Origin of the sequence: Microcoleus sp. w1-18aA5 (assembly GCF_036701705.1) — a bacterium.
Taxonomy (GTDB): domain Bacteria; phylum Cyanobacteriota; class Cyanobacteriia; order Cyanobacteriales; family Microcoleaceae; genus Microcoleus.
In genome coordinates this window covers 14129-34926 of the sequence record NZ_JAUPTE010000066.1, presented here as the reverse complement: position 1 = coordinate 34926, position 20798 = coordinate 14129, and the positions used below count along the sequence as shown (strand labels likewise).

23 protein-coding genes and 1 pseudogene are annotated in these 20798 nt (G+C 46.0%); 7 read left to right on the top strand and 17 right to left on the bottom strand.

Annotated features, from left to right (window positions below; genetic code table 11):
- Positions 1-349 precede the first annotated feature (349 nt).
- The 8 genes from Q5691_RS20915 to Q5691_RS20880 all read right to left on the bottom strand — a co-directional run bounded on the left by Q5691_RS20915 (position 350) and on the right by Q5691_RS20880 (position 11565).
- Complete coding sequence (locus Q5691_RS20915) at positions 350-967, bottom strand: GAF domain-containing protein (protein WP_333346755.1); 618 nt, start codon at positions 965-967, stop codon at positions 350-352.
- A gap of 102 nt (positions 968-1069) precedes the next feature.
- The gene (locus Q5691_RS20910; protein WP_333213631.1) at positions 1070-1660 is read right to left on the bottom strand and encodes a YdcF family protein; all 591 of its coding nucleotides are present in this window, start codon (positions 1658-1660) and stop codon (positions 1070-1072) included.
- Positions 1661-2393: 733 nt separating this feature from the next.
- On the bottom strand, positions 2394-3224 hold the full coding sequence (locus Q5691_RS20905) for a GUN4 domain-containing protein (RefSeq protein ID WP_333213629.1): 831 nt from the start codon (positions 3222-3224) through the stop codon (positions 2394-2396).
- 150 nt (positions 3225-3374) lie between these two features.
- Positions 3375-4517, bottom strand: a complete 1143-nt coding sequence (locus Q5691_RS20900; protein WP_333213627.1) for a response regulator — start codon at positions 4515-4517, stop codon at positions 3375-3377.
- A 150-nt stretch (positions 4518-4667) separates the two neighbouring features.
- On the bottom strand, positions 4668-7319 hold the full coding sequence (locus Q5691_RS20895) for a GAF domain-containing protein (RefSeq protein ID WP_333213625.1): 2652 nt from the start codon (positions 7317-7319) through the stop codon (positions 4668-4670).
- Positions 7320-7898: 579 nt separating this feature from the next.
- Positions 7899-9032 carry a glycosyltransferase family 1 protein gene (locus Q5691_RS20890; RefSeq protein WP_333311515.1) on the bottom strand — a complete coding sequence of 378 codons (1134 nt, stop codon included), beginning with the start codon at positions 9030-9032 and terminating at the stop codon, positions 7899-7901.
- 683 nt (positions 9033-9715) lie between these two features.
- Complete coding sequence (locus tag Q5691_RS20885; protein WP_333213619.1) at positions 9716-10864, bottom strand: NAD-dependent epimerase/dehydratase family protein; 1149 nt, start codon at positions 10862-10864, stop codon at positions 9716-9718.
- 110 nt (positions 10865-10974) lie between these two features.
- Complete coding sequence (locus Q5691_RS20880; protein ID WP_333213617.1) at positions 10975-11565, bottom strand: chromophore lyase CpcT/CpeT; 591 nt, start codon at positions 11563-11565, stop codon at positions 10975-10977.
- Between the two features lie 196 nt (positions 11566-11761).
- On the opposite strand from Q5691_RS20880, the gene Q5691_RS20875 reads away from it, so the two are divergent.
- Positions 11762-11986 carry a KTSC domain-containing protein gene (locus Q5691_RS20875; protein WP_333102552.1) on the top strand — a complete coding sequence of 75 codons (225 nt, stop codon included), beginning with the start codon at positions 11762-11764 and terminating at the stop codon, positions 11984-11986.
- Positions 11987-12080: 94 nt separating this feature from the next.
- On the opposite strand, the gene Q5691_RS20870 is transcribed toward Q5691_RS20875, so the two are convergent.
- On the bottom strand, positions 12081-12293 hold the full coding sequence (locus Q5691_RS20870; protein WP_333213615.1) for a helix-turn-helix transcriptional regulator: 213 nt from the start codon (positions 12291-12293) through the stop codon (positions 12081-12083).
- Between the two features lie 39 nt (positions 12294-12332).
- On the opposite strand from Q5691_RS20870, the gene Q5691_RS20865 reads away from it, so the two are divergent.
- The 3 genes from Q5691_RS20865 (at position 12333) to Q5691_RS20855 (ending at position 13462) form a co-directional block, all read left to right on the top strand.
- Positions 12333-12581, top strand: coding sequence for a hypothetical protein (locus Q5691_RS20865; protein ID WP_333346751.1), 249 nt, complete (start codon positions 12333-12335; stop codon positions 12579-12581).
- A gap of 189 nt (positions 12582-12770) precedes the next feature.
- Positions 12771-13091: a hypothetical protein gene (locus Q5691_RS20860; RefSeq protein WP_333346749.1), complete on the top strand. Its 321-nt coding sequence runs from the start codon at positions 12771-12773 to the stop codon at positions 13089-13091.
- Positions 13010-13462 (top strand): HNH endonuclease signature motif containing protein, encoded by a 453-nt coding sequence (locus tag Q5691_RS20855; RefSeq protein ID WP_333311511.1) that lies wholly within the window; start codon positions 13010-13012, stop codon positions 13460-13462. The genes Q5691_RS20860 and Q5691_RS20855 overlap by 82 nt, the downstream gene beginning before the upstream one ends.
- 151 nt (positions 13463-13613) lie before the next feature.
- Here Q5691_RS20855 and petL read toward each other — a convergent pair whose 3' ends face one another.
- Positions 13614-13715 carry a cytochrome b6-f complex subunit PetL gene (gene petL, locus Q5691_RS20850; protein ID WP_006633742.1) on the bottom strand — a complete coding sequence of 34 codons (102 nt, stop codon included), beginning with the start codon at positions 13713-13715 and terminating at the stop codon, positions 13614-13616.
- 77 nt (positions 13716-13792) lie between these two features.
- Here petL and aroB point away from each other — a divergent pair, with 77 nt between their 5' ends.
- Entirely contained in the window at positions 13793-14887 is a 1095-nt protein-coding gene (gene aroB, locus Q5691_RS20845; RefSeq protein ID WP_333213608.1) for a 3-dehydroquinate synthase, read from the top strand.
- A gap of 96 nt (positions 14888-14983) precedes the next feature.
- On the opposite strand, the gene Q5691_RS20840 is transcribed toward aroB, so the two are convergent.
- Positions 14984-15739 (bottom strand): tetratricopeptide repeat protein, encoded by a 756-nt coding sequence (locus Q5691_RS20840; protein WP_333213607.1) that lies wholly within the window; start codon positions 15737-15739, stop codon positions 14984-14986.
- A 190-nt stretch (positions 15740-15929) separates the two neighbouring features.
- On the opposite strand from Q5691_RS20840, the gene Q5691_RS20835 reads away from it, so the two are divergent.
- Positions 15930-16766 carry a stomatin-like protein gene (locus Q5691_RS20835; protein WP_333213606.1) on the top strand — a complete coding sequence of 279 codons (837 nt, stop codon included), beginning with the start codon at positions 15930-15932 and terminating at the stop codon, positions 16764-16766.
- Here Q5691_RS20835 and folP read toward each other — a convergent pair.
- The 6 genes from folP to Q5691_RS20805 all read right to left on the bottom strand — a co-directional run bounded on the left by folP (position 16757) and on the right by Q5691_RS20805 (position 20426).
- Complete coding sequence (folP, locus tag Q5691_RS20830) at positions 16757-17623, bottom strand: dihydropteroate synthase (RefSeq protein ID WP_333346746.1); 867 nt, start codon at positions 17621-17623, stop codon at positions 16757-16759. The two genes, Q5691_RS20835 and folP, sit on opposite strands and share 10 nt — an antisense overlap.
- 93 nt (positions 17624-17716) lie before the next feature.
- Positions 17717-18277, bottom strand: coding sequence for a Uma2 family endonuclease (locus Q5691_RS20825; protein WP_333346743.1), 561 nt, complete (start codon positions 18275-18277; stop codon positions 17717-17719).
- A gap of 108 nt (positions 18278-18385) precedes the next feature.
- Positions 18386-19111 carry a triose-phosphate isomerase gene (gene tpiA / locus Q5691_RS20820; RefSeq protein WP_333346758.1) on the bottom strand — a complete coding sequence of 242 codons (726 nt, stop codon included), beginning with the start codon at positions 19109-19111 and terminating at the stop codon, positions 18386-18388.
- A 75-nt stretch (positions 19112-19186) separates the two neighbouring features.
- Positions 19187-19372: a PCP reductase family protein gene (locus Q5691_RS20815; protein WP_006633749.1), complete on the bottom strand. Its 186-nt coding sequence runs from the start codon at positions 19370-19372 to the stop codon at positions 19187-19189.
- A 100-nt stretch (positions 19373-19472) separates the two neighbouring features.
- Entirely contained in the window at positions 19473-19946 is a 474-nt protein-coding gene (locus tag Q5691_RS20810) for a hypothetical protein (protein WP_333346740.1), read from the bottom strand.
- A 267-nt stretch (positions 19947-20213) separates the two neighbouring features.
- Entirely contained in the window at positions 20214-20426 is a 213-nt protein-coding gene (locus Q5691_RS20805) for a hypothetical protein (RefSeq protein ID WP_333213597.1), read from the bottom strand.
- A 165-nt stretch (positions 20427-20591) separates the two neighbouring features.
- Between Q5691_RS20805 and Q5691_RS27765 the strand changes: the two are divergent.
- Positions 20592-20746 (top strand): annotated as a pseudogene (locus Q5691_RS27765) (IS701 family transposase); the annotation flags it as partial.
- Positions 20747-20798 lie beyond the last annotated feature (52 nt).

Here is a 20798-nt window from a genome sequence, read left to right as displayed (position 1 = left end):
GGGGTAAAAAGGCGATCGTTCCTTGTAGTGCAAGGGTTTGTGAGATTTGAACATTCCCCCTACTGGGGGAACTTCAGTTTAAACAGGAATTGTGCACCAAGTGTATCCCTAGGGCGATGCACACCTCACCATTAGTGATAACAATCAGCTCAAATTTAGTACCAGACTTTTGTTTGAAAATTAGTTACTCAATCCCCCCTAACTTAAAAAGGGGGGATTGAGGAAACATTCTTTTCTCGGCCGGGAAGGGCATTGAAATTCGGATAAAACCCCGACCTAGACGTGGTTTTAGTCTTAACTTGACATTCATTCATTACCCACCCGCTGCCTACAGGTAAATTATTGATTTTTATCGCTCATCTTTTGATGCTGAGGCGGTGACATAAGCGACAGCTAAAGGGGAAATTTTTTCTGTAACTGCTGCGATAACTTGGCGATCGAAGTCAGTCCAAACTCTGGGGCGATCGAACATACAAGGCTGCAAAACCCCCCACAATAAGCCGTCAGCACAAAGGTGAGCGTGAATCAAAGCTCGATGTCCGAACTCTTTTGCCTCAAAATTTTTGTTGACAACTTCAGGATTGGCTGTCTCAACATCCTCAACAAAAATCGACGGTTCAGTTCGCAAAGCTGCTGCAAATAAAGGGTCTTCTTCCCCTAAAGATTCGGGTTCTTTTTTCCATTCCGCGTCCCCAATCTCTGGAAAGTTCGAGTTGCGACGCCAGCAGTAAGGTACTCTGCCCCTTTGCGTTTCAGGATTGCGGAGGTAGAGAAATACCCGATCGCAATTTAACACCTCGCCTAAAGCCGGCACCAAAGCGGAAAAAACATCATCCGGCGTTTTGGTGTCACTCAAAATTTTATCCAGAACTTGCGGCAGAATTTGCTCGGTCATTAATTTTAGCTTTTGAAGTTCATCTACTAATTTTAAACTACTCCTTCTTTTCTCTTCTGTTCTTTTACGCATTTTTCATCAGCATCTTCGCGTTTCCTTAAATCGCGATAGAAGAGAAGTTTTAAAACCAGAGGGAATGGAAAAAACTAAAACTTGCTTAATCCTTCCCTTTGTTTATTCAATTCTGGCTTGGCTGAAGTTAGCACCCGTATAACCGGTGGTGAGCCAAAGAATAGCCCTAGCGCCGTCGCGAACAGCTTTTTCCACCGGTTCGGGGGTTCGCCCAGACGGAACTGCCACAGGCTTAAAACTAATGCCTCGACTGCCGAGTACGATTTCGCCGATAATCTGAGCTCGCCGCATATGATCGTCAGAAGTGATCAGATACACGCTCTCAATCCCTTGAGCTTTCAATTCATCTACCAGGGTAGTAAAATTTGTTACCGTATCCACCGCTCTGTAGTCTAAGTGCAGGCGCTCGGACTCAATTCCCGCTTCTGAAAACACCCATTCCGCGAACTCAGGATTGCTCCCAGACGACACCCAAATCGGCAATTCAGGATAATCCTGAGCAAATTTGGCGGCAAACACCTCTCGCTCCGTAGCCCCACCTAGAACTAACAAAGCTTGGGGTCTCTGAAATTCGCTCTTAACCTGCTGATAGCCAAACCAGCACGCCATCAAAAGCCCTACTAGGAACCAAAAACTGCGTGAAGTGTTCAAACGCTTGTAACGCTGCGTGTTTGAATTGATTTTTAACCACATCTAAACCTATAAAAATTTTATGTAACTCACAAAGGAACCATAACAAAAAATACCGCACGTATAGCCCACTAACAGGAATTAAAAATTAAAAATTAAAAAAGGGTCGGGGGATCATAGGATTTTAGATTTTAGATTTTAGATTTTAGATTTTAGATTGACTCTACGCTTATGTTGGGGGCTTAAACGGGGGATTTTAGATTTTAGATTTCAGATGGACTCTAGAGAGAGAGGTTCTGCGTAAGTCCTCGTCTTCCAGCAAGTATTCGTCTGTGGGCGAATTCGTTAGCGGATATGCAAAAAAGAGGGGCCAAACTTAAGCTTTCCCCTCCTGATTTTAATTTTTCTTGGTTTTTAACGGGACTGGCCGGGTTCGAACCGGCGGCCTAGCGCTTCAGATTTGTGTGAGTTTCCCCACTCTCTGGACTATACCTTCACCATATGCTTGCAGCTTTTAGGTGGTGACCGTCTAGTCTCTAAACCTTCCTGATTTCAATATAGGCGATCGCATAATCGCCCTGAACTCAGGCTTGGCTTGGTATTGCCTTAGAGTCATAGGAACCCACGAACTCTTTAGGTTTCACCAAATTTGACCACATTCACTCCTAGAGTTTCCTCGCAGGGTGCCCGATTCTTCAGGAGGCGCTTGCTCTATCCATCTGAGCCACAGCCCCAGTTGCTAAACCGTTTTGATTATAGCAGTTAATGTCGATTTTGAATTTTTTATTTTGGATGATCACCGATCGCCAGTTGCCAGTTTCGCAGCAATGCGGGCAAAGTTTTCTGCTGCGGTGAGTTGACCAGCACCGTAACAGGCGCGCTGCCTCCATGCGGTGACGGGGAGATGTCCGGGGGGAGCATCTTCGTTGAAGGAGAGCTCGCTATAATATTTCCAATTTTCCTTGACTCGCCAGCCGACTCGATCGCAAAATTCAGTATAATTTGCCTCGGTACTTTCCCAAATCTGCTGCTGCACGCTCAACCCGAACCGCCCGCTGCTGTATTGTTGCCAAAGTCGGTCGATCGTACGAAGGTCTGTAGGAGGAAAACTGTCAATATCGGCTGCACTCAGCCAGCCTTCGTCTTCCCTGACAGCGATTTGCAGCAAGATTTCCCAAGTGTGTTCATCAGCTTTGCGCCATTTTCCAGTTTCTAATAGCTTTGTCAGTTGGCGGTAGTCCATCCCCACTTCGGAGATAGCCGGAGTTTTGTCAGGTATAGCGCCGATTTTGTCTTCCAGCCGCAGTAGAGTGCTGACAATCAATTCGGGGTTTAGTTGTTCGAGGCGGTATAGAACCCATTCTAACTGAGATTGAAGGTACGTGCGGGCGATCGCGCCTTGCTGCAATTCCCCCTGCAACTCATCAAATTTAGCTGATAAATTTTGTTGATTGCGGGCAAATTCCCACATTTCTTTTGCCCACTGCAATCTAACTTGTTCTTTTTTTAAATAAGTTTTGGAAGGCTTCGCACGCTGCGGGTAGGGAGTCAAATCCCAGCCGCAAATCGAGCAAAACTCTGCTTTTCCTTCTAAGTATTCAGCACCACACACTGGACAGTTAGACATATCGCCATCAATTCGGTTGCCAAGTCATTATATGACATCTGGTAAATTAACCATAATTCGATTAGGTACGCAGTTCGCACCCTACACTTACAGTTTATCTGTAGTAATGTGGGCCTTTAGCACCCGAAAGTTAGAGTTATTTATACCGCTCTAACAAGGCAAGCGAATAGTAAACAAACTGCCTTTGCCCAACTCTGATGTTACCTCGATCGTGCCGCGGTGAGCTTCGACTATTTGGCGGCAGAGATGTAGTCCCAAACCTGTACTGGACTTCTTATGAGTTCCCGAGCTAAACCTTTCAAATAACTTTGCTTGTTCGGTGGGAGAAATGCCGGCACCGGTGTCTTTGATGTCTATGATTACCCATGCCAGCGGTTGGTTTTTGAAGCTCGTATAAGCAGGTGAATTAGCAGCTTTTAAGCTGACATCTATTGAGCCGTTGTCGGTGAATTTAATTGCATTTCCGATTAAATTTGTCATCAAGCGGTGCAGTTCCAGACGATCGCCCGGATACTTCGCAATCGGTGCACTTTCTGCACTTTCTTTCAAGTCTAAATTTACCGACAAACCTTTAGCATCCGCTAGGGGAGCTAGTTCTTCAGCTACCTCAGTAATAAGCTGGCGCAAGTCCACGGCAGCGAAACTCAGGGATTTGCGGCCTGCTTCATAGCGATATACTTCCAGCAACATATTTACCATCGCGATCAGGTTTTGGTTGCTGCGAACCATCGTCCCGAAAGCGTCGCGCATGGGAAGAGAAATTTCTCCCAAAGCTCCCTGCTGCATTAAAGTTAGCATTCGATCGGCTGCTACGAGGGGCGTCCGCAAGTCGTGAGCGAGTCGGGAGACAAAATCTTCGCGCTGGAGGGCGATCGAATTGCGCTCGTCTACGCTGTGTTTAAGCCGCAGGAGCGATCGAACCCTCGCCAGCAGTTCATCCATTTCGACTGGTTTGCGGATGAAATCGTCTGCTCCCATGTCCAATCCCTGGACTACGCTGGCACTGTCGTGAGCCGTGATCAGCAAAATCGGAATAAAGGGCAATTCCTTATTTTGTCGGATGCGTTTAGTGACTTCGTAACCATCCATTCCCGGCATCATCACGTCGAGAAGTACCAAATCCGGGGCTGACTTCTCAATTTGACTTAAGGCAGAAAAGCCGTTTTCCGCCGTGCTAATTTCGTAACCTTCTTCTTCTAGGATTGTTTGAACCAACAAAACATTATCTGGTGCGTCGTCTACCACCAGAATGCGATCAGCTTTTGTGGCATTCGGAACAGATAAATAACTCATTTAATTGTTAGCCTGGAAATAAATACTAACTTTAATATGCCATCCGATTTATCATTTCACATTTTTACACTTGTTAACTCTGTCATAAGGAAGATTTAAAATCTTTATCAAATCTTTTTACTTTTGAACACTCGGATGTAATATGATCTACTACTTGGTTGTCATCGTATGCACACCGTCCCAATCATCGGGCGGGGGTACTTCCAAATAGCTCAGGGATCGGTCTAGGTGAACTTCCACAGGTCGATCGCTGGGTCGCATTGCTAAAGCCGCTTCAAAATAACTAATAGCTTTCTGAAAATTTCTAGCAATATAAGCATCCCTACCGTTACTGTAAAGTTCCAAAAACCGAACGGTTTCCCCATCCATGGGTTCAGAACTATTTTGCAGCAACTCGTAAATACCCACTGGCTGATTTTTGCCCTTAACCCGCACCTTGTCCAACTCTCGCACCCAAATCCCTTCGCGACACAAACTGTATGTAAATTCGCTCAAAATTATATCGCAGCCGTACTCCTTTGTAAGCTGTTCCAATCGCGAACTCAAATTCACCGCATCGCCGATTACCGTGTAATCCATTCGCTTTTGAGAACCAATATTTCCCGAAACCACCTCTCCGGAACTAATTCCAATTCCGAAGCGAAATGGATCTTCGCCGGGGCGAGAATCATTAAACTCTTTCAAACGCCGGCGCATATCTAAAGCCGACTGCACCGCCATCCAACCATGACTTTCCGGGGGATTCAGCGGCAGGGGCGCGCCGAAAACCGCCATTAAAGCATCGCCGATAAACTTGTCTAAAGTGCCTTCGTAGTGGAAAACTGCCTCCACCATCGTCTCAAAATATTCGTTCAGCAGGGATACCACATCCGACGCTCCCAAATTTTCAGTCAGCGTGGTGTAGCCGCGAATGTCGGAAAATAAAATAGTCACTTCTTTGCGTTCGCCCACCATCAGGGCGCCTTCACCCAAAGCCATCACTTTATCTACGACCCCAGGAGTCAGGTAGCGGTACATCGTATTTTTCATCCGCTTTTCGCGGCTGATGTCTTCGAGTACCACTAAACCGCCGCGCACGCCGCCCTCTGGATTGATCAGCGGGTTGACAGTCAAATTCAAACTACGTTCAATTACTTTAATTCGAGAGGCGGGAATGGGCAGCGGACAATAAGGGTGATACAGGGCAGAATTTCGCAGCGCAAATAGAGATTGGGCATTAGCTAATTCTGCCAGCGCTACTTCCTCAGTCCACGCGCGGTTTTCGCCCCAAGCGTAATATAAATTAGGATCAGTGCGATCGGGCACGGCCAAAATATAACTTTCTTCTTCTTCTTTTTTTTGGGAATTTAGCGTTTTTTCTACCAACAGTCCCACAGTTAAACTTTGTTCAGGAACGTAATGTCGGGCAGCATTTTTGAGACTGTCTTCTAGTCGAAATTGCAAATTGTCGATCGGCACAACTTCCCAAACATAGCGATTCACCAGTTTATCTTCCCAAATCTGGGGATTGTGTTTGCTTTTAGCTTGATTTACCGGACAGCCCAACAATTCCAGCGCTGCTTCGTTAATCGTTACAACTCGCCCCTGTAAATCGGTGGAAATTACTGCATCTGAAAGACTTTGCAGCATATCTTTTTGATACTGCTTTTCCACCATCACGTTTTGAAACAGTTGAGAATTTTGCAGCGCCATGCCCGCTTGGGAATTAAACGCTCGCAAAAACTCTTCGTCGGAAGGGGTGAAACTACCTTGGTTCTTATTAATTAGCTGAGTTACCCCGATCAGCTCACCTTTAGCGTTATGCACCGGCATACACAAGACAGTCCGAGTGCGGTATCCCGTTTGCTGGTCTGTAGATGGGTCAAAGCGGGGATCGTCGTAAGCATCTGTAATATTTAGAGGTTGACCAGTCGAAGCGACATAGCCAGCAATTCCCCTATTCGCGGGAATACGAATTTCCATCATCGTTGTGCCGTCAGCCTTGGCGACTTTTGTCCAGAGTTCGTTGGTTTCCCGATTTAACAAAAATAGCGTGCTGCGATCGGCTTGCATCAAGTCGCGAGCTTGATCCATTACAGAGCGCAAAGTTGTTTCCAAGTCAAGACTTTGACCCAAAGTCGTGGTGGCTCTCAAAAGTGCGGCAACCCCTCGCTGGTTGCGCGCCACGACGTAGAAAGACTGACAGCTTTCGAGAATAATCCCGATCGAATCTGCAAAAGCCTGGAACTGCTGTTCGTCTTCCTCGTTAAAGGGGGCATCGCCAGCTTTATTTAACAATCTGACCACCGCTACGGGTTCATGTTGGCTCTTGCTGCTAAAAATTGGCATACAGAGGATGGTCTCGATCTGATAGCCCGGTGGTTCGTCTACTTCGGTATTAAAATACTCGTGCGATCGAGCTTCGGCGACATTAATCGATTTTCCGGTTGTTGCTACATAGCCTAAAATGCCTGCATCCATCGGCAAGCGCACTTCTACATCCTCGCCCGTAAGTGGATCGACGGTTTTGTGCCACAGTTGATTTTTGTTCGAGTCAACCAAAAAAATTGTTGTCCGGTCTGCTTGCAAAATTTGACCAATTTTGACAGTGAAGGCATCTAAAAGTTGCTCTAAGAGACTTTCGAGTGCTTCATTGTTAATCAGGTCCATCGCCCGGATAAATTGCTGAAATTCAGCCGTGATAAAGTCCAGCAGGCACACTAATTCAGGAACTGGCAGGCTCTTAACACGGGAGGTCAATGCCCCCATAAAATTGACTTGAGTCAGTGTAGCCAGAACGCTACCAGTATTGGAGAATGTCATGATTAACTGCTTGCTCAGAGGGGTAGACTGACCGCAGGTCGATCGGCGCTAGATTCGGCGGTGCAAACTCTTGAATTTGTTTGCAAGCGCATCGGCACTCGCTTGTCGCTTTGATGAATCGTGAGTTCAAAAGTGGCGCACGCAACTTCAGTTTGCTTGTTATGTATGCTCGATCGATCTTTTTTACAACCTCGATACTGATGAGGGTTCGTCAATTCAAGCTGAACTTGAGTTAGCAAAACTGCTAGCCTGAACATTAGGTGACAGGCTTTAGTTGGATCGAGAGTGCAATGTAGATTGGACGCCCTGTTCTCGGCCCCAGCGCGCGGTGTGACTGTTTTAGCGCACTCGGCGACCGTATCCGGTCAGCTAAAGGGCGCTATGAAAGCAGCGCGCAAGGCATTCCTACAGAGCTTACTCATAGTTTAATGGTAAATGCAACAGCAGGATAACAACGGTAATTTATACAGCAAAAAAGTTCGATCAATCTTTGAAAACATCCGTATTCAATACAAACTGACGATCGAACAGCGAAGCTAAGCTGGCGGTGATGTTTCAAGGTGCTACAGATCCTGACATTTAGGCTGCTCTGGGCATGGACTGGGAAAATACCACCGATTGATAGTAGCGCTGCAGTTGTGCGGCGGCGGCGGCCCAACCCCAGCGTTCGGCTTCTCGGCGAGCGTTATGGCGCAGGGTTTCCCGTTCTTCAGGATTCGCAAACAGACGCTGGGTGGCGGCGAGTGCTCCTTCTTCGTCAGCGGGATCAAATAAATATCCGTTAACACCGTCGGTGACGATATCGGGAATTCCGCCGCTGCGCGCTGCCACTACAGGCGTCCCCGCAGCCATGGCTTCTAGGAGCACTAAGCCCAGGGTTTCGGTGCGGGAGGGAAAAATGAAGGCGTCGGCAGATGCGTAAGCTCTTGCCAGTTCTTGCCCCTTGAGATAGCCGACAAAATTGGTGGGTGTACCGGCAAAATATTGTTCCAGGGTTTGCCGATGCGGGCCGTCTCCCACTAAGGCGAGGCGGGCATCGGGAATTGCTGCGAGGACGGGTTTGATGCGTTCGATTTCTTTTTCTGCACCGAGGCGGCCGACGTACAGCAGCAGGGGACTGTCTGGGTTATTTGCAGAAAGGCGCGATCGCATTTCTCGACTTGCCAATTCCGGGACAAACATTTCAGTATCTACGCCCCGCTGCCACAAATCTACCCGATCGATGCCGTGGTTTCTGAGTTCTTCCACCATTGCTGTAGAAGTACACAGATTCAATTCTGCTTGGTTGTGAGCACCTTTGAGCAATTCCCACAATAAAGGTTCGAGGACTCCAAAACCGTAATGGTGCAAATATTTCGGCAAATGCGTGTGGTAAGAAGCCAAAATCGGAATGTTGAACTTTTTCCCGTAATATATACCGCCCAATCCCAAAATAGCGGGATTGACAACATGAATAATATCCGGTTTAAACTGCTCTAATTGGCGACCGACAGCGGGAGAAGGAAGTGCCATTTTCAATTCCGGGTACATTGGCAAAGGCAAGCCCTCCACCCCGTAAACTCGTGCGCCTTTGTATTCTTTAATTCCGTAATCTGGAGAAAATATCAGAACTTGTTCGCCCGATCGCTGCAAGTGATCTACAGTGTGAATCAGGCGCGTTACAATGCCGTCTATTTTCGGCAAAAATGTTTCAGTGAAAAGAGCAATTTTCATAAAAATAAGTTACTTAGGGAGCAGATAATTATAGCTTGGGGCAAACGTCATCGGTAACAGGATACACTGTGTCGGGGGGAGTCAGTCATGGCGTGCTATCGGCTGCTTTTCTACACTTTTTCTGTCAGTTGCAGTACAGCTAATTCCGAGCGAGAGGTTTTTGGGATAAAATGCCAATTCCCTGAATGCCAATTGATACAATTATCCCACCTAAAAGCCATCCCACACTTTTGGTCAAGCAATTAATTCTGTAAATTTCCTGTGCTGTTCCGGCAATTTATCTTGCTTTTTAAGTGGCAGATAAGCCTTCGCTAACTCGCCACTAATTTAGATCGCTCGGCGTTACAGCAGCCCATTGTCCTATTAAATAATAAGCCCAAACTGCCTTCGCTGAAAATCCAGGCATAACCACTAAAAGTAACAGAATTAGAATTCGACTTTTCACGGCTTTTCTTCTCAAACAAGCCAGCAGTAAAAACCTGATGCCATCTTTTAATTAACCGCAGAGGACACAGAGAACACAGAGCAAGAGATAAAAAAGATAGATTATCGTAATATACAGCCAAGTCCATTCAGAACTTGCGAACCCTTCTCCTATCTTCCCTTCTTTTCTCTTACTTCGCGCGCTTCGCGCCTTCGCGGTTCGTTAAAAAATCTCTTACCCCGCAAATAGATACCAGAACTTACTTCCAAGAAACCTTCGGCAAAATCTGGTTTTTATCCACACGGTGCTGATATTTTGTAGCAAAATTCAGCAGAGAATCGAGCAGGGAATCTGAGAGATAGTGCGGTTGCAAACCGAGATCTAGCAAATTGGTGTTTTTGGCATTGAAATAATGTTCTTCTTTCTCGACTCTGGGATTTTCGATGTTGTTGATTTCTACTTTTAATCCCATTGCCGTGCCTGCTTTTTGCACCAAGGAGGCTAAGTCGCCGACGCTGAATTGTTCGGTGAATTGGTTGAAGACGCGGAATTGTCCGGCTTCGGCGGGGTTGGCGATCGCTAATTCCACGCACCGCACGGTATCCCGAATGTCTAAGAAGCTGCGGGTTTGTCCGCCACTGCCATAAACCGTCAAAGGATGACCGATCGCAGCTTGGATGCAAAATCTGTTCAATGCTGTACCGAATACTCCGTCGTAGTCCAAACGGTTGATCAGCAGTTCATCCATGCCGGTTTCATCTGTGAGCACGCCGTAAACTACGCCCTGATTTAAGTCGGTGGCTCTTAAACCCCAGATTTTGCAAGCAAAATGGATGTTGTGGGAGTCGTGGACTTTTGACAGGTGGTAGAAACTGCCTGGTTGTTTGGGATAGGGTAGTGTATCCTTGCGCCCGTTGTGTTCGATCGTAATGTAGCCTTCTTCAATGTCAATATTCGGCGTGCCGTATTCGCCCATTGTCCCCAATTTCACTAGGTGACAATCGGGGAAGTCTTCGCGGATGGCGTACAGCAGGTTGAGTGTCCCGACGACGTTATTGACTTGAGTAAGGACTGCGTGTTCGCGATCGATCATTGAGAAAGGTGCCGAACGCTGTTCGCCGAAATGGACGATCGCCTCTGGTGCAAATTTTCTCATGCTTTTGCTGAGAAAATCGTAGTTGGTGATGTCACCGACGAACAAGTCGATCGACTTGCCCGTTAAATCTTGCCATCGCTGGAGTCGTTGCTGAATCGGTGCGATGGGAGTGAGGGTGTCGCTGCACAGTTCCAGATCCCAGTGCCGCCGCACGAAGCTGTCGAGGATGCCAACTTCGTAACCTTTGTTAGAAAGGTAGAGTGCGGTTGCCCAACCGCAATAGCCATCGCCACCAATAACCAGGACTTTCATAAATCAACGGTGAATCTTGCTTGCCAATACTGGGTTAATGTACCAGGTATTGGTGCATTCTGAACCTTTAATCAAGCGTGTTCGCCCAGGAAGGAGTCTGTTTTTTTAGATTAAACCTGAATTTCGTCGGCGAAACTGGCTCGGCGGGTGAATTCAAAGGGGCCGGCCTGGGCACCCCAGACGTGGGCGTCGGTTTCTGGGTCACGTCCGCGATCGTGGCTAATAAACTTTTCTTGGTCAATCTCGAATTCGCTGTCTAAATAGGTTTTTTTGCCCTTTCTGACCACCATGCAGCCTTTTCCGGGTTCGACAGACCCTTTGAAGCTGTTGCCCGTCCACTGCGTAATAAAGGTGCAGCCGGGAAGTAGAGTCAGTTGTGCTTTTTTGATTTCTTGCAGCCGTTGCGGGTCGCGGGCAGCGCCGTAGAATTGTTCTTCGTTTTCTATGGCATAATTTTCGATGTCGATTCGATCGCCCACCGGGACTAATTTCAAAACTCGGACTCGGTACGGTACATTCAGTTCAATATCGTAGGCTTGTTCTAGGTACAAGCTGATCCCATCCAGAACTTCGATCGGCAAAGGCCTCATGCAGACGCGGATGTGGGCGAAGAATGGCGGATTTTCAAAGGCTTGGGCTTGGTTGCTGAAATCGGCAGCCATCCAGCGGGCGAGGGTGACGATATCTGTGGAATGAGACATATCGATTTTAGATTTTAGATTTTAGATTTTGGATTGGGGGAGTAGAAGTTATTTTAGGGGAAAGCGGGCGATCGCGCGCTACATCCCGGACTTCTGCGAAGTCGAGGATCTGAGTATTCTGTTTTTTTAGGCGGGCTAATTTAAATTGCAGGGCGATCGGCTATAAATAGTTAGAGAAAAGCATCGCCTAATTACCATGAAACTAGAACCTGTTGAATCTAGCATGATCCAATCTGCGGGTTATGACGAGGAAAGCTACACCCTCGAAGTTGTTTTCAATAGTGGCAAAACATATCGATACTTTGAAGTCCCCAAGACTGTCTACTTGGAACTGATGGAATCAGATTCCAAAGGTAGTTATATGCTATCTGACGTTATTGATTGTTTCCCCTACGAACAAGTAAAGAAACGGCGGCGATAAGTACGGCATTAATCAACGTATCCCATTAGCGCGATCGCCCTTTTCTTCTACCAGCGCTAGAATTTTTAGTCGAACACGCCCCATTGGTGCGCCCTCAATCTTCCAAAATCTCGACCAAATCTTCCATTGTCACGTCGAAGGCGCGGGCAATTTTGTAGACAGCAGAAAGATCGACTGTATTCAAAGCATCGCGCTGAACGTAGCTTCTGACAGTGTTGTAATTAACTCCGGATTGATCGGCAACTTGCTTTAGTGTCCAACCCTTTTGCTCAGCTAGTTCTCGAATCCGCAGTCTAACGTATCCCATGTTTTAACTTGACATTGATGCGTATGCAACATATGATCTATGTACAGTGAAAACGATCGCCCTCCTAGCCTCGAAAACTTAAGGGCGATCGCTTTTTCTACCACACCCCACGAACGTGGGGAAGGATTACCCTATGATACCAACATCCAAGCCCAAATTAAACACTCATACCTGGTGTATCGTGCGGCAATTACCAAATATGCAGCGATTGGTGGTTGCTCGGTTCCACCGTCGGGGCGATGCGGAGGGATACATACAGATTTTATGGCGGTTGTTGCCGACGGCTAAACACGCGATAGTTTTTGATACGACAGGGGCTGAGAAATTGGCAGAAGTTCGATCAACTCAATTAGATTGAATGTTTTAATTAATCAGGAGCGATCGTGTCTTATAGCAAGTGCGATCGCTCCTTCATTAAATCCACTTGACAACTGATAAGCTACAATATTTCAAGAGTATTTGAGAGCTTCGATCCCTATGAATACTCAATTAATGGTAAAACCTTCTTCTTTGATGCCTTGGGGCATCAAAATGGTAGAATTTGGGAATATTTACTTATTCAGATTTACCGACGATCTCCAATCTCGCATGGAAGAACTGCTAGAGAGAAAAAGACTAGATTTGTTAACTGTCGATGAAATTCCCGAATTAGCTGGCCTCATAGAACTATCCCGAATTTTTACCTTGATTAACGCCCAACTTTCCACTCAAGCTAAATGGTGTCCGATCGCACTCGACAATTTATACGACAACGAGCTAAATATCTCTGCGAATACTGCCACTCTCCAGAATATCTAAGCCCAGATCGCTTTACCATAGATCATCTCATGCCCAAATCTCTAGGCGGATCTGATGACAGTAAAAATTTAGCATTAGCTTGCCGTCGCTGCAACGAATGCCACTACAATTTTACCAACGGAATTGACCAGGAAACTCAGCAAGAATGTTTATTATTTAATTCTCGTCAGCAGCAGTGGTCAGAACATTTTATCTGGACAGCAGATGGTCTAAATATTGTCCCTAAAACTCCCATAGGTCGAGCAACGTGCAATCGGCTTGACCTTAATTATGAACGTTATGATGAAGAGGATTCGATTCGGCGATCGCGCAGGTTTTGGGTAGAATGTGGTTGGCATCCACCTGCTGAAGATGCTCGTCAATTAGAATAAGCACGATCGTTCAATCCAAAAGTTTTATTAAATGAAGCATTTGCGCCGTCAATCTACAGATAAACCTAGAGATTTTTGGCGCAAATACGTTGTCGAACTGATACTTTTGCCAGAGATTAAATCCTCTGGTTGAGACATCTAAATTAGCAAATTAGATGAGTTTGACAGCCCGCAGACCAAACATCAGCACTGTCGCCAAGCCGATCATGCCGCCAAAAATCCCAAAATAAGTTATTGCTCCGCTAAGAGTCATTGCAATTTCTCCAAAACAATCAATAAAAAGACCTATAAGAACTATAATCTAAAATCTAATATCTAAATTAGATAAATATGCAATCCATAATTAAAGTTGACTTGGGGCCACAATCTTACAATGTTTGCGTGCGATCGGGCGGATTAGACGAACTCGGCAGTCTGATGGGCGATCTAAGTTTGGGCAAAAAAGTGCTGCTGGTGTCCAATCAGTCGATTTTTCGGCAGTACGGCGAAAGAGCAACCGCAGCCCTCGAATCAGCCGGTCTGGAAGTCGGTAGCTGCATTTTACCACCGGGAGAACAGTACAAAACTTTAAATTCGGTACAGAAAATTTACGGTGCGGCTTTGGAAAACCGCTTAGAACGTTCCTCGACAATGGTCGCTTTGGGCGGCGGGGTTGTGGGCGATATGACGGGTTTTGCGGCGGCGACTTGGCTGCGGGGAATTAATGTCGTGCAGGTTCCGACTTCGCTGCTGGCGATGGTTGATGCTTCTATTGGTGGCAAAACAGGGGTAAATCATCCTTTAGGGAAGAATTTAATCGGGGCTTTTCACCAGCCACGTTTGGTGTTAATTGACCCGGATGTACTCAAAACTCTGCCGGCGAGGGAGTTTCGTTCGGCGATGGCGGAAGTGATTAAGTACGGAGTGATTTGGGATGTTGAATTGTTTGAAAAGTTGGAAAAGTGCAAGCGTTTGGATCAAATGCGCTATGTGAAGGCGGATTTGTTGGCTGAAATTTTAAGCAGGTCTTGCCAAGCTAAGGCTGAGGTGGTTAGCAAAGACGAGAAGGAATCGGGTTTGCGGGCGATTTTGAATTACGGACACACCATCGGTCATGCTGTGGAAAGTTTGACCAATTACAAGGTGATCAATCACGGGGAAGGAGTGGCAATCGGCATGGCTGCGTCAAGCCGATTGGCTGTGGAGTTGGGAATGTGGGATGCTGAGTGCGATCGCCGTCAGTCTGCTTTGATTGAAAAAGCGGGTTTACCTGCCAAATTGCCGGCGGGTGTGGATGTTGAGGAAATTTTGCATACTTTGCAACTGGATAAGAAGGTGCAGGATGGCAAGGTGCGGTTTGTGCTGCCGGTGCGCTTGGGTGAGGCTGCTGTGAGCGATCGGGTGGATGGGGATTTGATTATACAAGTTTTGAAGGAAATGCTTTAGATTCTCGTTTTTGGGGCTGTTTAACCGCCGCTGAACGCCCATTAACGCCGATCGCCAAAGGTGTTTTTTCTTTCAATGTGCGATCGGCGGTTGAGTTTAGGACTCGCTGGATCGCGAATTGATTTCCTCCAAAATTTTATCTACTCTGTTAGCAGCTTGAGTTCTACCTTGCTTGATAAATAACTCCTTAGCTTTTTTGAGACTGGCTACCGCCTCCGCTTGGTTTTCCTTGTCTCCTTGCTGGTACAAACCGACTCCTAAATTGTTTAAAGCATCGGGATATCGATCGTTAATTTTAACGGCTTGTCTCCACTGAACAATTGCTTCTGGCAACTGGCCTTGACTTGCCATTGCCACGCCTAAATCGTTGTGAGCTTTGGCGTGCTGTGGGTTGACTTCAATTGCTTTTTGGAATAAAACGATCGCATCGCTCATTTTATCTTGCCCCGACAGCATAGTTCCCAACTTGTAATAAGCATCCGCTTCTTTGGGATAGCGAGCGATTAGTTGTCGGTACAAAGCTTCGGCATTGACAAGATTCCCTTGACCGTAAAGGTCGTTGGCAGTTCTCAAGCCCACCGTGTAGCCTTTACCTACAACTTGGCACTTTTTCTCGGAGTTGCCTTCTTGCTTGCAAATCCTGAGTTCGTCTCCCTTCATTTCGTAGGAAATTACTTCCCGAACAGCAGGGCCTCGGCGCGGTGGCTGCGAGTTTTGCGAGAGTTGCAGGGCGATTGGCTCAGCTTGTGCCGATTGAGCCACTGCTGCATTGCAGATTCCTGCACCCACCAAAATGCTTGGGGCGATCCACCTTAAGGGTTTGAACAAGCGAAACTCTCGATCGTTTTTCATGTCTTTTGTGGAAACGTTTGTTGATATCCTGGGTTTGACTAGCGCCCTGAGAGTCGGAGCCGATGGAACCCACCCGGTGAAATAGTTAGTTATTAACAGTCGAGATATTTTAGCACTGCGGAGCCGAGTTTGAGTTAAATTAGAGTAGAATTTCGATCAATTCTCAGTCAACCTTAGCAGGAAAATAGAAATGGGGCAGTCTATTCTTACCATGCTCTTTGCGCTCATCCTCGGCTACGCTGTTAACTCCAGCGTCAAAATAGTCAGCGGTGGCGACGAAGCTTTAGTGGAACGTTTGGGTCAATACAAGCGCACTCTAAAGCCAGGATTCCACTTTATCAGTCCCCTGGTCGAAAAAGTCGTCTGCGTGGACACAAGCCGTGAAAGAGTTTTAGACATTAAACCTCAGTCAGCAATCACGGGAGATAATGTGGCTCTCGAAGTCGATGCCGTTGTGTACTGGCGGGTTGTGAATTTACAGAAAGCTTATTATGGAATCGATCAAATTGAAAATGCGATCGCCAACTTAGTGTTAACGACGTTTCGCGCTGAAATTGGTCGATTGCCAATGCAAGACATCTTGGGTTCCCGAGATGACATGAATAAAAAGTTACTCAAAAAGTTGGACGAAGCTACCGAAACTTGGGGTGTCAAAGTAATTCGGGTGGAAATTCAAAGCATTACACCTCCGAAAAGGGTGCAAGAAGCTATGGAATTGGAGCGCGCCACTAAGAGCGAGTGGCAAGCAATGGTTAATAAGGCGATCGGCACTAAGGAGTATATGAGGCTCTTAGTTGAAGCTTTAGACTCCCATCCCAATAGTAAGCAAGTTTTGAATTACTTAGTAACCGAAAAATACTTAGACGCTCAACAAAAATTGGGCGAAAGCGACAATGCCAAAATTCTGTTTATGGATCCGAGAAGCATGACGGAAGCTCTGGGCGAGCTGATGGGTTCTATGCCCGATGTCATTCATTCTGAGGGCGGGGAAATGAAAGTTATTGATACTCACACTTCTCAAGACTGATTTCTGAAGATAGCGTCGGCAACCAGACAAACATCGTGCATTTCTCTGACATCGTGAACTCGCAAGATATCTGCCAAATTTGCGATCGCACCTGTACAAGCCGCCGCTGTCCCCCAAACTCTTTGTTTCGCTTCTGGCTGATTCAAAATGTGACCGATGAAGCTTTTTCGCGATACTCCGACTAAAATCGGACAGTTTAAAACACGGAATTTTCGCAAATCTCGCAGAATTTCTAAGTTTTGACTGTAAGTCTTGGCAAAGCCAATACCAGGGTCGAGAATTATTTGAGATTTGTCAATCCCCGCAGCAACTGCTGCAGCAATTCGACTCTCGAAAAATTCCCCAATTTCCCCCATTAAATCCCGATAATCTGTCAGTTGTTGCATCGTTTGGGGAGTTCCCCGAATGTGCATCAAAATTATTGGCACTTTTAACTGAGCAACCGTTGACAGCATTTCCGCATCAAAAGTAGCTCCCGAAATATCGTTAATTATATCCGCTCCCGCCTCAACCGCAGCTTTCGCAACCTGCGCTCTGGTAGTATCGACTGAAATAGGAACTGAGCCAAAAATATCGGCTTTTTGTCGGAGTATTTGTACGACAGGTATAACGCGATTAATCTCTTCTCCTAATGATATTTCCGCTGCACCAGGCCGAGTAGATTGACCGCCAATATCAATAATATCTACCCCCGATTTTACCATATTTTCCGCTTGCGCCAAAGCAGATTCTATGGTATAGAAATCTCCGCCGTCGCTGAAGCTATCAGGGGTAACATTCAAAACGCCCATTAAATAAGTGCGTTTTCCCCACTCGAAAACTTTATTTCTAACTGTAATTTTTTTGTTATTTATCATATCACCTCATCACTCGGCGATTGAAATCGCTTCTTGTAAAACGAAATCCCTCTCTAAAATACGCAAGAATAAAGCAGAAGCGCCTTTCTTAATTCAACCAAAACTTAACCAGCTAAAAACAGTGTCCACTGTCAATTCTAATTCAATTTTATCAATTATTGGCAACCGAGCTGCACCTTTGTACAGTTCTACTTTTTGTCCCGGAAATACCGCCAAAATACTCTCTTCTTCTGGATCTAGTAACCACCCCAACTCAGTGCCGTTTCGCGAACAGTGGAGTAAGTTACTCAGCACTTTTGTTTGACTTTGGTTTGGAGATAGAATTTCTATCGACCAGTCGGGATTAATGTCAAAGCGGTTAGCAATTCTACCCGACGGCAAAAAAGGAATTCTTTCCCATCGGAATACTGCTACATCTGGCACGATTGATGCGTCGCCAAAAGTGCAGCGCAACTCGGGAAAAGCATTGGCAATTTTCCGAGTTTTCGCTACTTGATTGATAGTCTTGCAGAGTTCACCTTGAAGTACGCTGTGTTCACCTTGAGGCATGGGCTTCTGAATGATTTGTCCCTCAAGAAATTCTGAGGCAGGTTCAGTTTCAGGAAGTTTGAGAAACTCGTCTAAGGCGGGTTTGGGTTTAACGATCGCAGTCATAGGTTAATTCTCCCGATCCGAGAAACACTGAACGGCACATCACGATTTTAGGCGATCGCTGTTTAATTCCCGCTGCCCTTGTTCCACTTACCTATTAGCAATTACCTATTACTGATAATTGACAATTCGAGCAAAACTCGCAGCTTCCAAACTAGCACCGCCTACCAGAACCCCGTCAATCTCAGGCATCGCCATAACTTCATCAATATTCTCCGGTTTAACAGAGCCGCCGTACTGAATTGGCACGCCAGGATTAGTCAATTTACTGCGAATCAAACCAATAACTCGGTTAGCTTCCTTAGCTTCGCAAGTATCGCCAGTGCCAATCGCCCAAATCGGTTCGTAAGCAATGACTAACTTATTTTGGTCAACATCAACCAAATCTTTTGCCAACTGAGAAAAAATGTGAGATTCAGTTTCCCCTGCATCTCGCTGCTGCTTGGTTTCCCCAACGCACAGAATCGGAATTAAATCGTATTTCTGAGCCGCTTTTAGCCGCAAATTGACCGTTTCGTCAGTTTCCCCAAAATATTGGCGTCGCTCGCTGTGGCCGATGATGACATAACGGACACCAAGTTCACTCAGCATTGGCCCGGAAATTTCCCCAGTAAAAGCTCCAGACTCTTGCCAGTGAACATTCTGAGCACCGAGTCTGATCCGGCTGCCGTGCAAATTTTTCGAGAGGACAGCCAAGGAAGTGAAGGGAACGCAAAGCACGACTTCCCGTTCCTCTGGGGTTTCCGTCAGGCAGGACATGAATCCTTGAAGAAACTCTAGGGATTCAGTCCTAGTTTTGTACATTTTCCAGTTGCCAGCAATAACTATTTTCCGCACGGGTGACTCAGTAGCTCTGTGAACATCAAAATCAGGCAACTTATAGTTTAAAGCTTTAGGGTACATTTCGAGGCCTTATTGCCCAAACTCGATGCGAGCTTGCTCAACTAAGTCAACGGTGACGACTTCGGTTTCGGCTTCGCGGGCCAACTGCTCGATGCGGACGCGAGCTTGTCCCCGGACAAAATAGGGAATATTTTTCAGCTTCGCCTTGGCTTCTGGCGTCCATTTTAAATCATCGGAAAATTCGGAATCGGGCATGGCGTATTGAGCGATCGACTACAAGCCTTCATGGATCTGGCTTTGATGGAAAGCCTGGATGTCTTAAATTTACCACGAGTTGCGATCGCCCCACACCTGATCACTCTGCCTTAAATTTGTTGCCTAAAATAGCCGACGCTTCTTGTAAAAGCTGATTCTGCTCTTCTCGAATTGCCTCCAATCTGCCCAAAATATTAGCAAGTCGTTCTTGAGACTCCAAACGGTTTGATTCAACTCCCCTCAATTGTAAACCTGAATTATTTTTGTCTTGGGGATTCTTTGAAACCAATGAGTTTACAGCCACTCCACCGACATTACTTACAGATTTAGAGCCGACACTCACAACTCTTTGCATAAATTTTACAGGGCTTTGCAGAATAAATAACCATCCTCCAGCAAAAAAGCTACTTAAACCCTGAAAAAGACCCAATATAATGAATATAAATAGTAGCAAACTTGCTAAAGATATCAGCGGATGACTCACCAACCAGAAGACTACAGGGTGAGCATCAATCCAATCTTTGACAGTACCATTGATAGCACTTTTGATGGCATCTGAAACGGCACCGCTCATATTTCCCGCCTTGTTAATGCTATCTTCTAATGAAGCCTTAGCCTTTTCGGTAGCTTGATTTACACTCTCTACAGCTTGGTTAGTGCTTTGATTCAGAGTATTGATCGCAGAGTTAGTCGTTTGATTAATAGTTTCTTTAGCAGTTGCCGCAGAGTGAGAAACAGCATCAACAGCTTTGTTGGTACTTTCACTGATGCGACTAACTGCTTGATTGCCGACTTCCGATATATAAATTCTCGCTTTTTCTATTTTCTCCGCTACAGTACCTCAAGCATTGTTCGTAGCTTGATTAACAGTATTAACTGCAGAATTAGTAGTTTGACTGAGAGCTTCTTTTGCCTGAAATGCAGTTTCGGAGAGAGAGGATTTAGGTTCTGCTGTTGCTTCTGAAATAGAATTCACTGCTTGTCCGACTTGTTCCGTCCAAACTTCTTTCGTTTTTTGAAAGCTTTGAGAAAAATCAGCGAGTGCTACTTCCATAGTTAGTGATCTCTATCAAGTTAATTTACTGTTTTCCAGTGATTATATTATATAGCAATTCTTGCAAGAGTCATATTTTTTTTACCCACCCCAACCCTCCCCGAACTCGCGGGGAGTCCGTAAGAAATTCACAAATGATGCGAGAATTCTATAGTATTAGCTTCCATGCCCCCATGCTTTGAAAGATAGTGCCAACGCTTTGACGATGTGTTCCAGACTCAAGCCCAAAGACAGGAGTTTAGACACTATCTGGGGGGATTATTGGGAGAAAGGAGAGAAACAACCTATCCGAGAACGCGCAAAAGGCTGTAAATATTTCTTAACAAAGCTTACGCCTTTTAGCCGTCAGAGCTTCCTAGTGCGAACAAACGC

Bases quoted from the DNA above. Each gene is read 5' to 3' on its own strand.
- folP (WP_333346746.1), bottom strand. From the start codon at position 17,623: ATGATAAATAACAAAAAAATTACAGTTAGAAATAAAGTTTTCGAGTGG.
- Q5691_RS20815 (WP_006633749.1), bottom strand. From the start codon at position 19,372: ATGCCCGATTCCGAATTTTCCGATGATTTAAAATGGACGCCAGAAGCC.
- Q5691_RS20900 (WP_333213627.1), bottom strand. From the start codon at position 4,517: ATGAGTTATTTATCTGTTCCGAATGCCACAAAAGCTGATCGCATTCTG.
- Q5691_RS20860 (WP_333346749.1), top strand. From the start codon at position 12,771: ATGAATACTCAATTAATGGTAAAACCTTCTTCTTTGATGCCTTGGGGC.
- Q5691_RS20905 (WP_333213629.1), bottom strand. From the start codon at position 3,224: ATGTCTAACTGTCCAGTGTGTGGTGCTGAATACTTAGAAGGAAAAGCA.
- Q5691_RS20910 (WP_333213631.1), bottom strand. From the start codon at position 1,660: ATGTGGTTAAAAATCAATTCAAACACGCAGCGTTACAAGCGTTTGAAC.
- Q5691_RS20870 (WP_333213615.1), bottom strand. From the start codon at position 12,293: ATGGGATACGTTAGACTGCGGATTCGAGAACTAGCTGAGCAAAAGGGT.
- Q5691_RS20805 (WP_333213597.1), bottom strand. From the start codon at position 20,426: ATGGAAGTAGCACTCGCTGATTTTTCTCAAAGCTTTCAAAAAACGAAA.
- aroB (WP_333213608.1), top strand. From the start codon at position 13,793: ATGCAATCCATAATTAAAGTTGACTTGGGGCCACAATCTTACAATGTT.
- Q5691_RS20885 (WP_333213619.1), bottom strand. From the start codon at position 10,864: ATGAAAGTCCTGGTTATTGGTGGCGATGGCTATTGCGGTTGGGCAACC.
- Q5691_RS20810 (WP_333346740.1), bottom strand. From the start codon at position 19,946: ATGAGCGGTGCCGTTTCAGATGCCATCAAAAGTGCTATCAATGGTACT.
- Q5691_RS20835 (WP_333213606.1), top strand. From the start codon at position 15,930: ATGGGGCAGTCTATTCTTACCATGCTCTTTGCGCTCATCCTCGGCTAC.
- Q5691_RS20840 (WP_333213607.1), bottom strand. From the start codon at position 15,739: ATGAAAAACGATCGAGAGTTTCGCTTGTTCAAACCCTTAAGGTGGATC.
- Q5691_RS20880 (WP_333213617.1), bottom strand. From the start codon at position 11,565: ATGTCTCATTCCACAGATATCGTCACCCTCGCCCGCTGGATGGCTGCC.
- Q5691_RS20890 (WP_333311515.1), bottom strand. From the start codon at position 9,032: ATGAAAATTGCTCTTTTCACTGAAACATTTTTGCCGAAAATAGACGGC.
- Q5691_RS20895 (WP_333213625.1), bottom strand. From the start codon at position 7,319: ATGACATTCTCCAATACTGGTAGCGTTCTGGCTACACTGACTCAAGTC.
- Q5691_RS20865 (WP_333346751.1), top strand. From the start codon at position 12,333: ATGTACAGTGAAAACGATCGCCCTCCTAGCCTCGAAAACTTAAGGGCG.
- Q5691_RS20825 (WP_333346743.1), bottom strand. From the start codon at position 18,277: ATGACTGCGATCGTTAAACCCAAACCCGCCTTAGACGAGTTTCTCAAA.
- Q5691_RS20915 (WP_333346755.1), bottom strand. From the start codon at position 967: ATGCGTAAAAGAACAGAAGAGAAAAGAAGGAGTAGTTTAAAATTAGTA.
- Q5691_RS20875 (WP_333102552.1), top strand. From the start codon at position 11,762: ATGAAACTAGAACCTGTTGAATCTAGCATGATCCAATCTGCGGGTTAT.
- Q5691_RS20855 (WP_333311511.1), top strand. From the start codon at position 13,010: ATGGTGTCCGATCGCACTCGACAATTTATACGACAACGAGCTAAATAT.
- petL (WP_006633742.1), bottom strand. From the start codon at position 13,715: ATGACTCTTAGCGGAGCAATAACTTATTTTGGGATTTTTGGCGGCATG.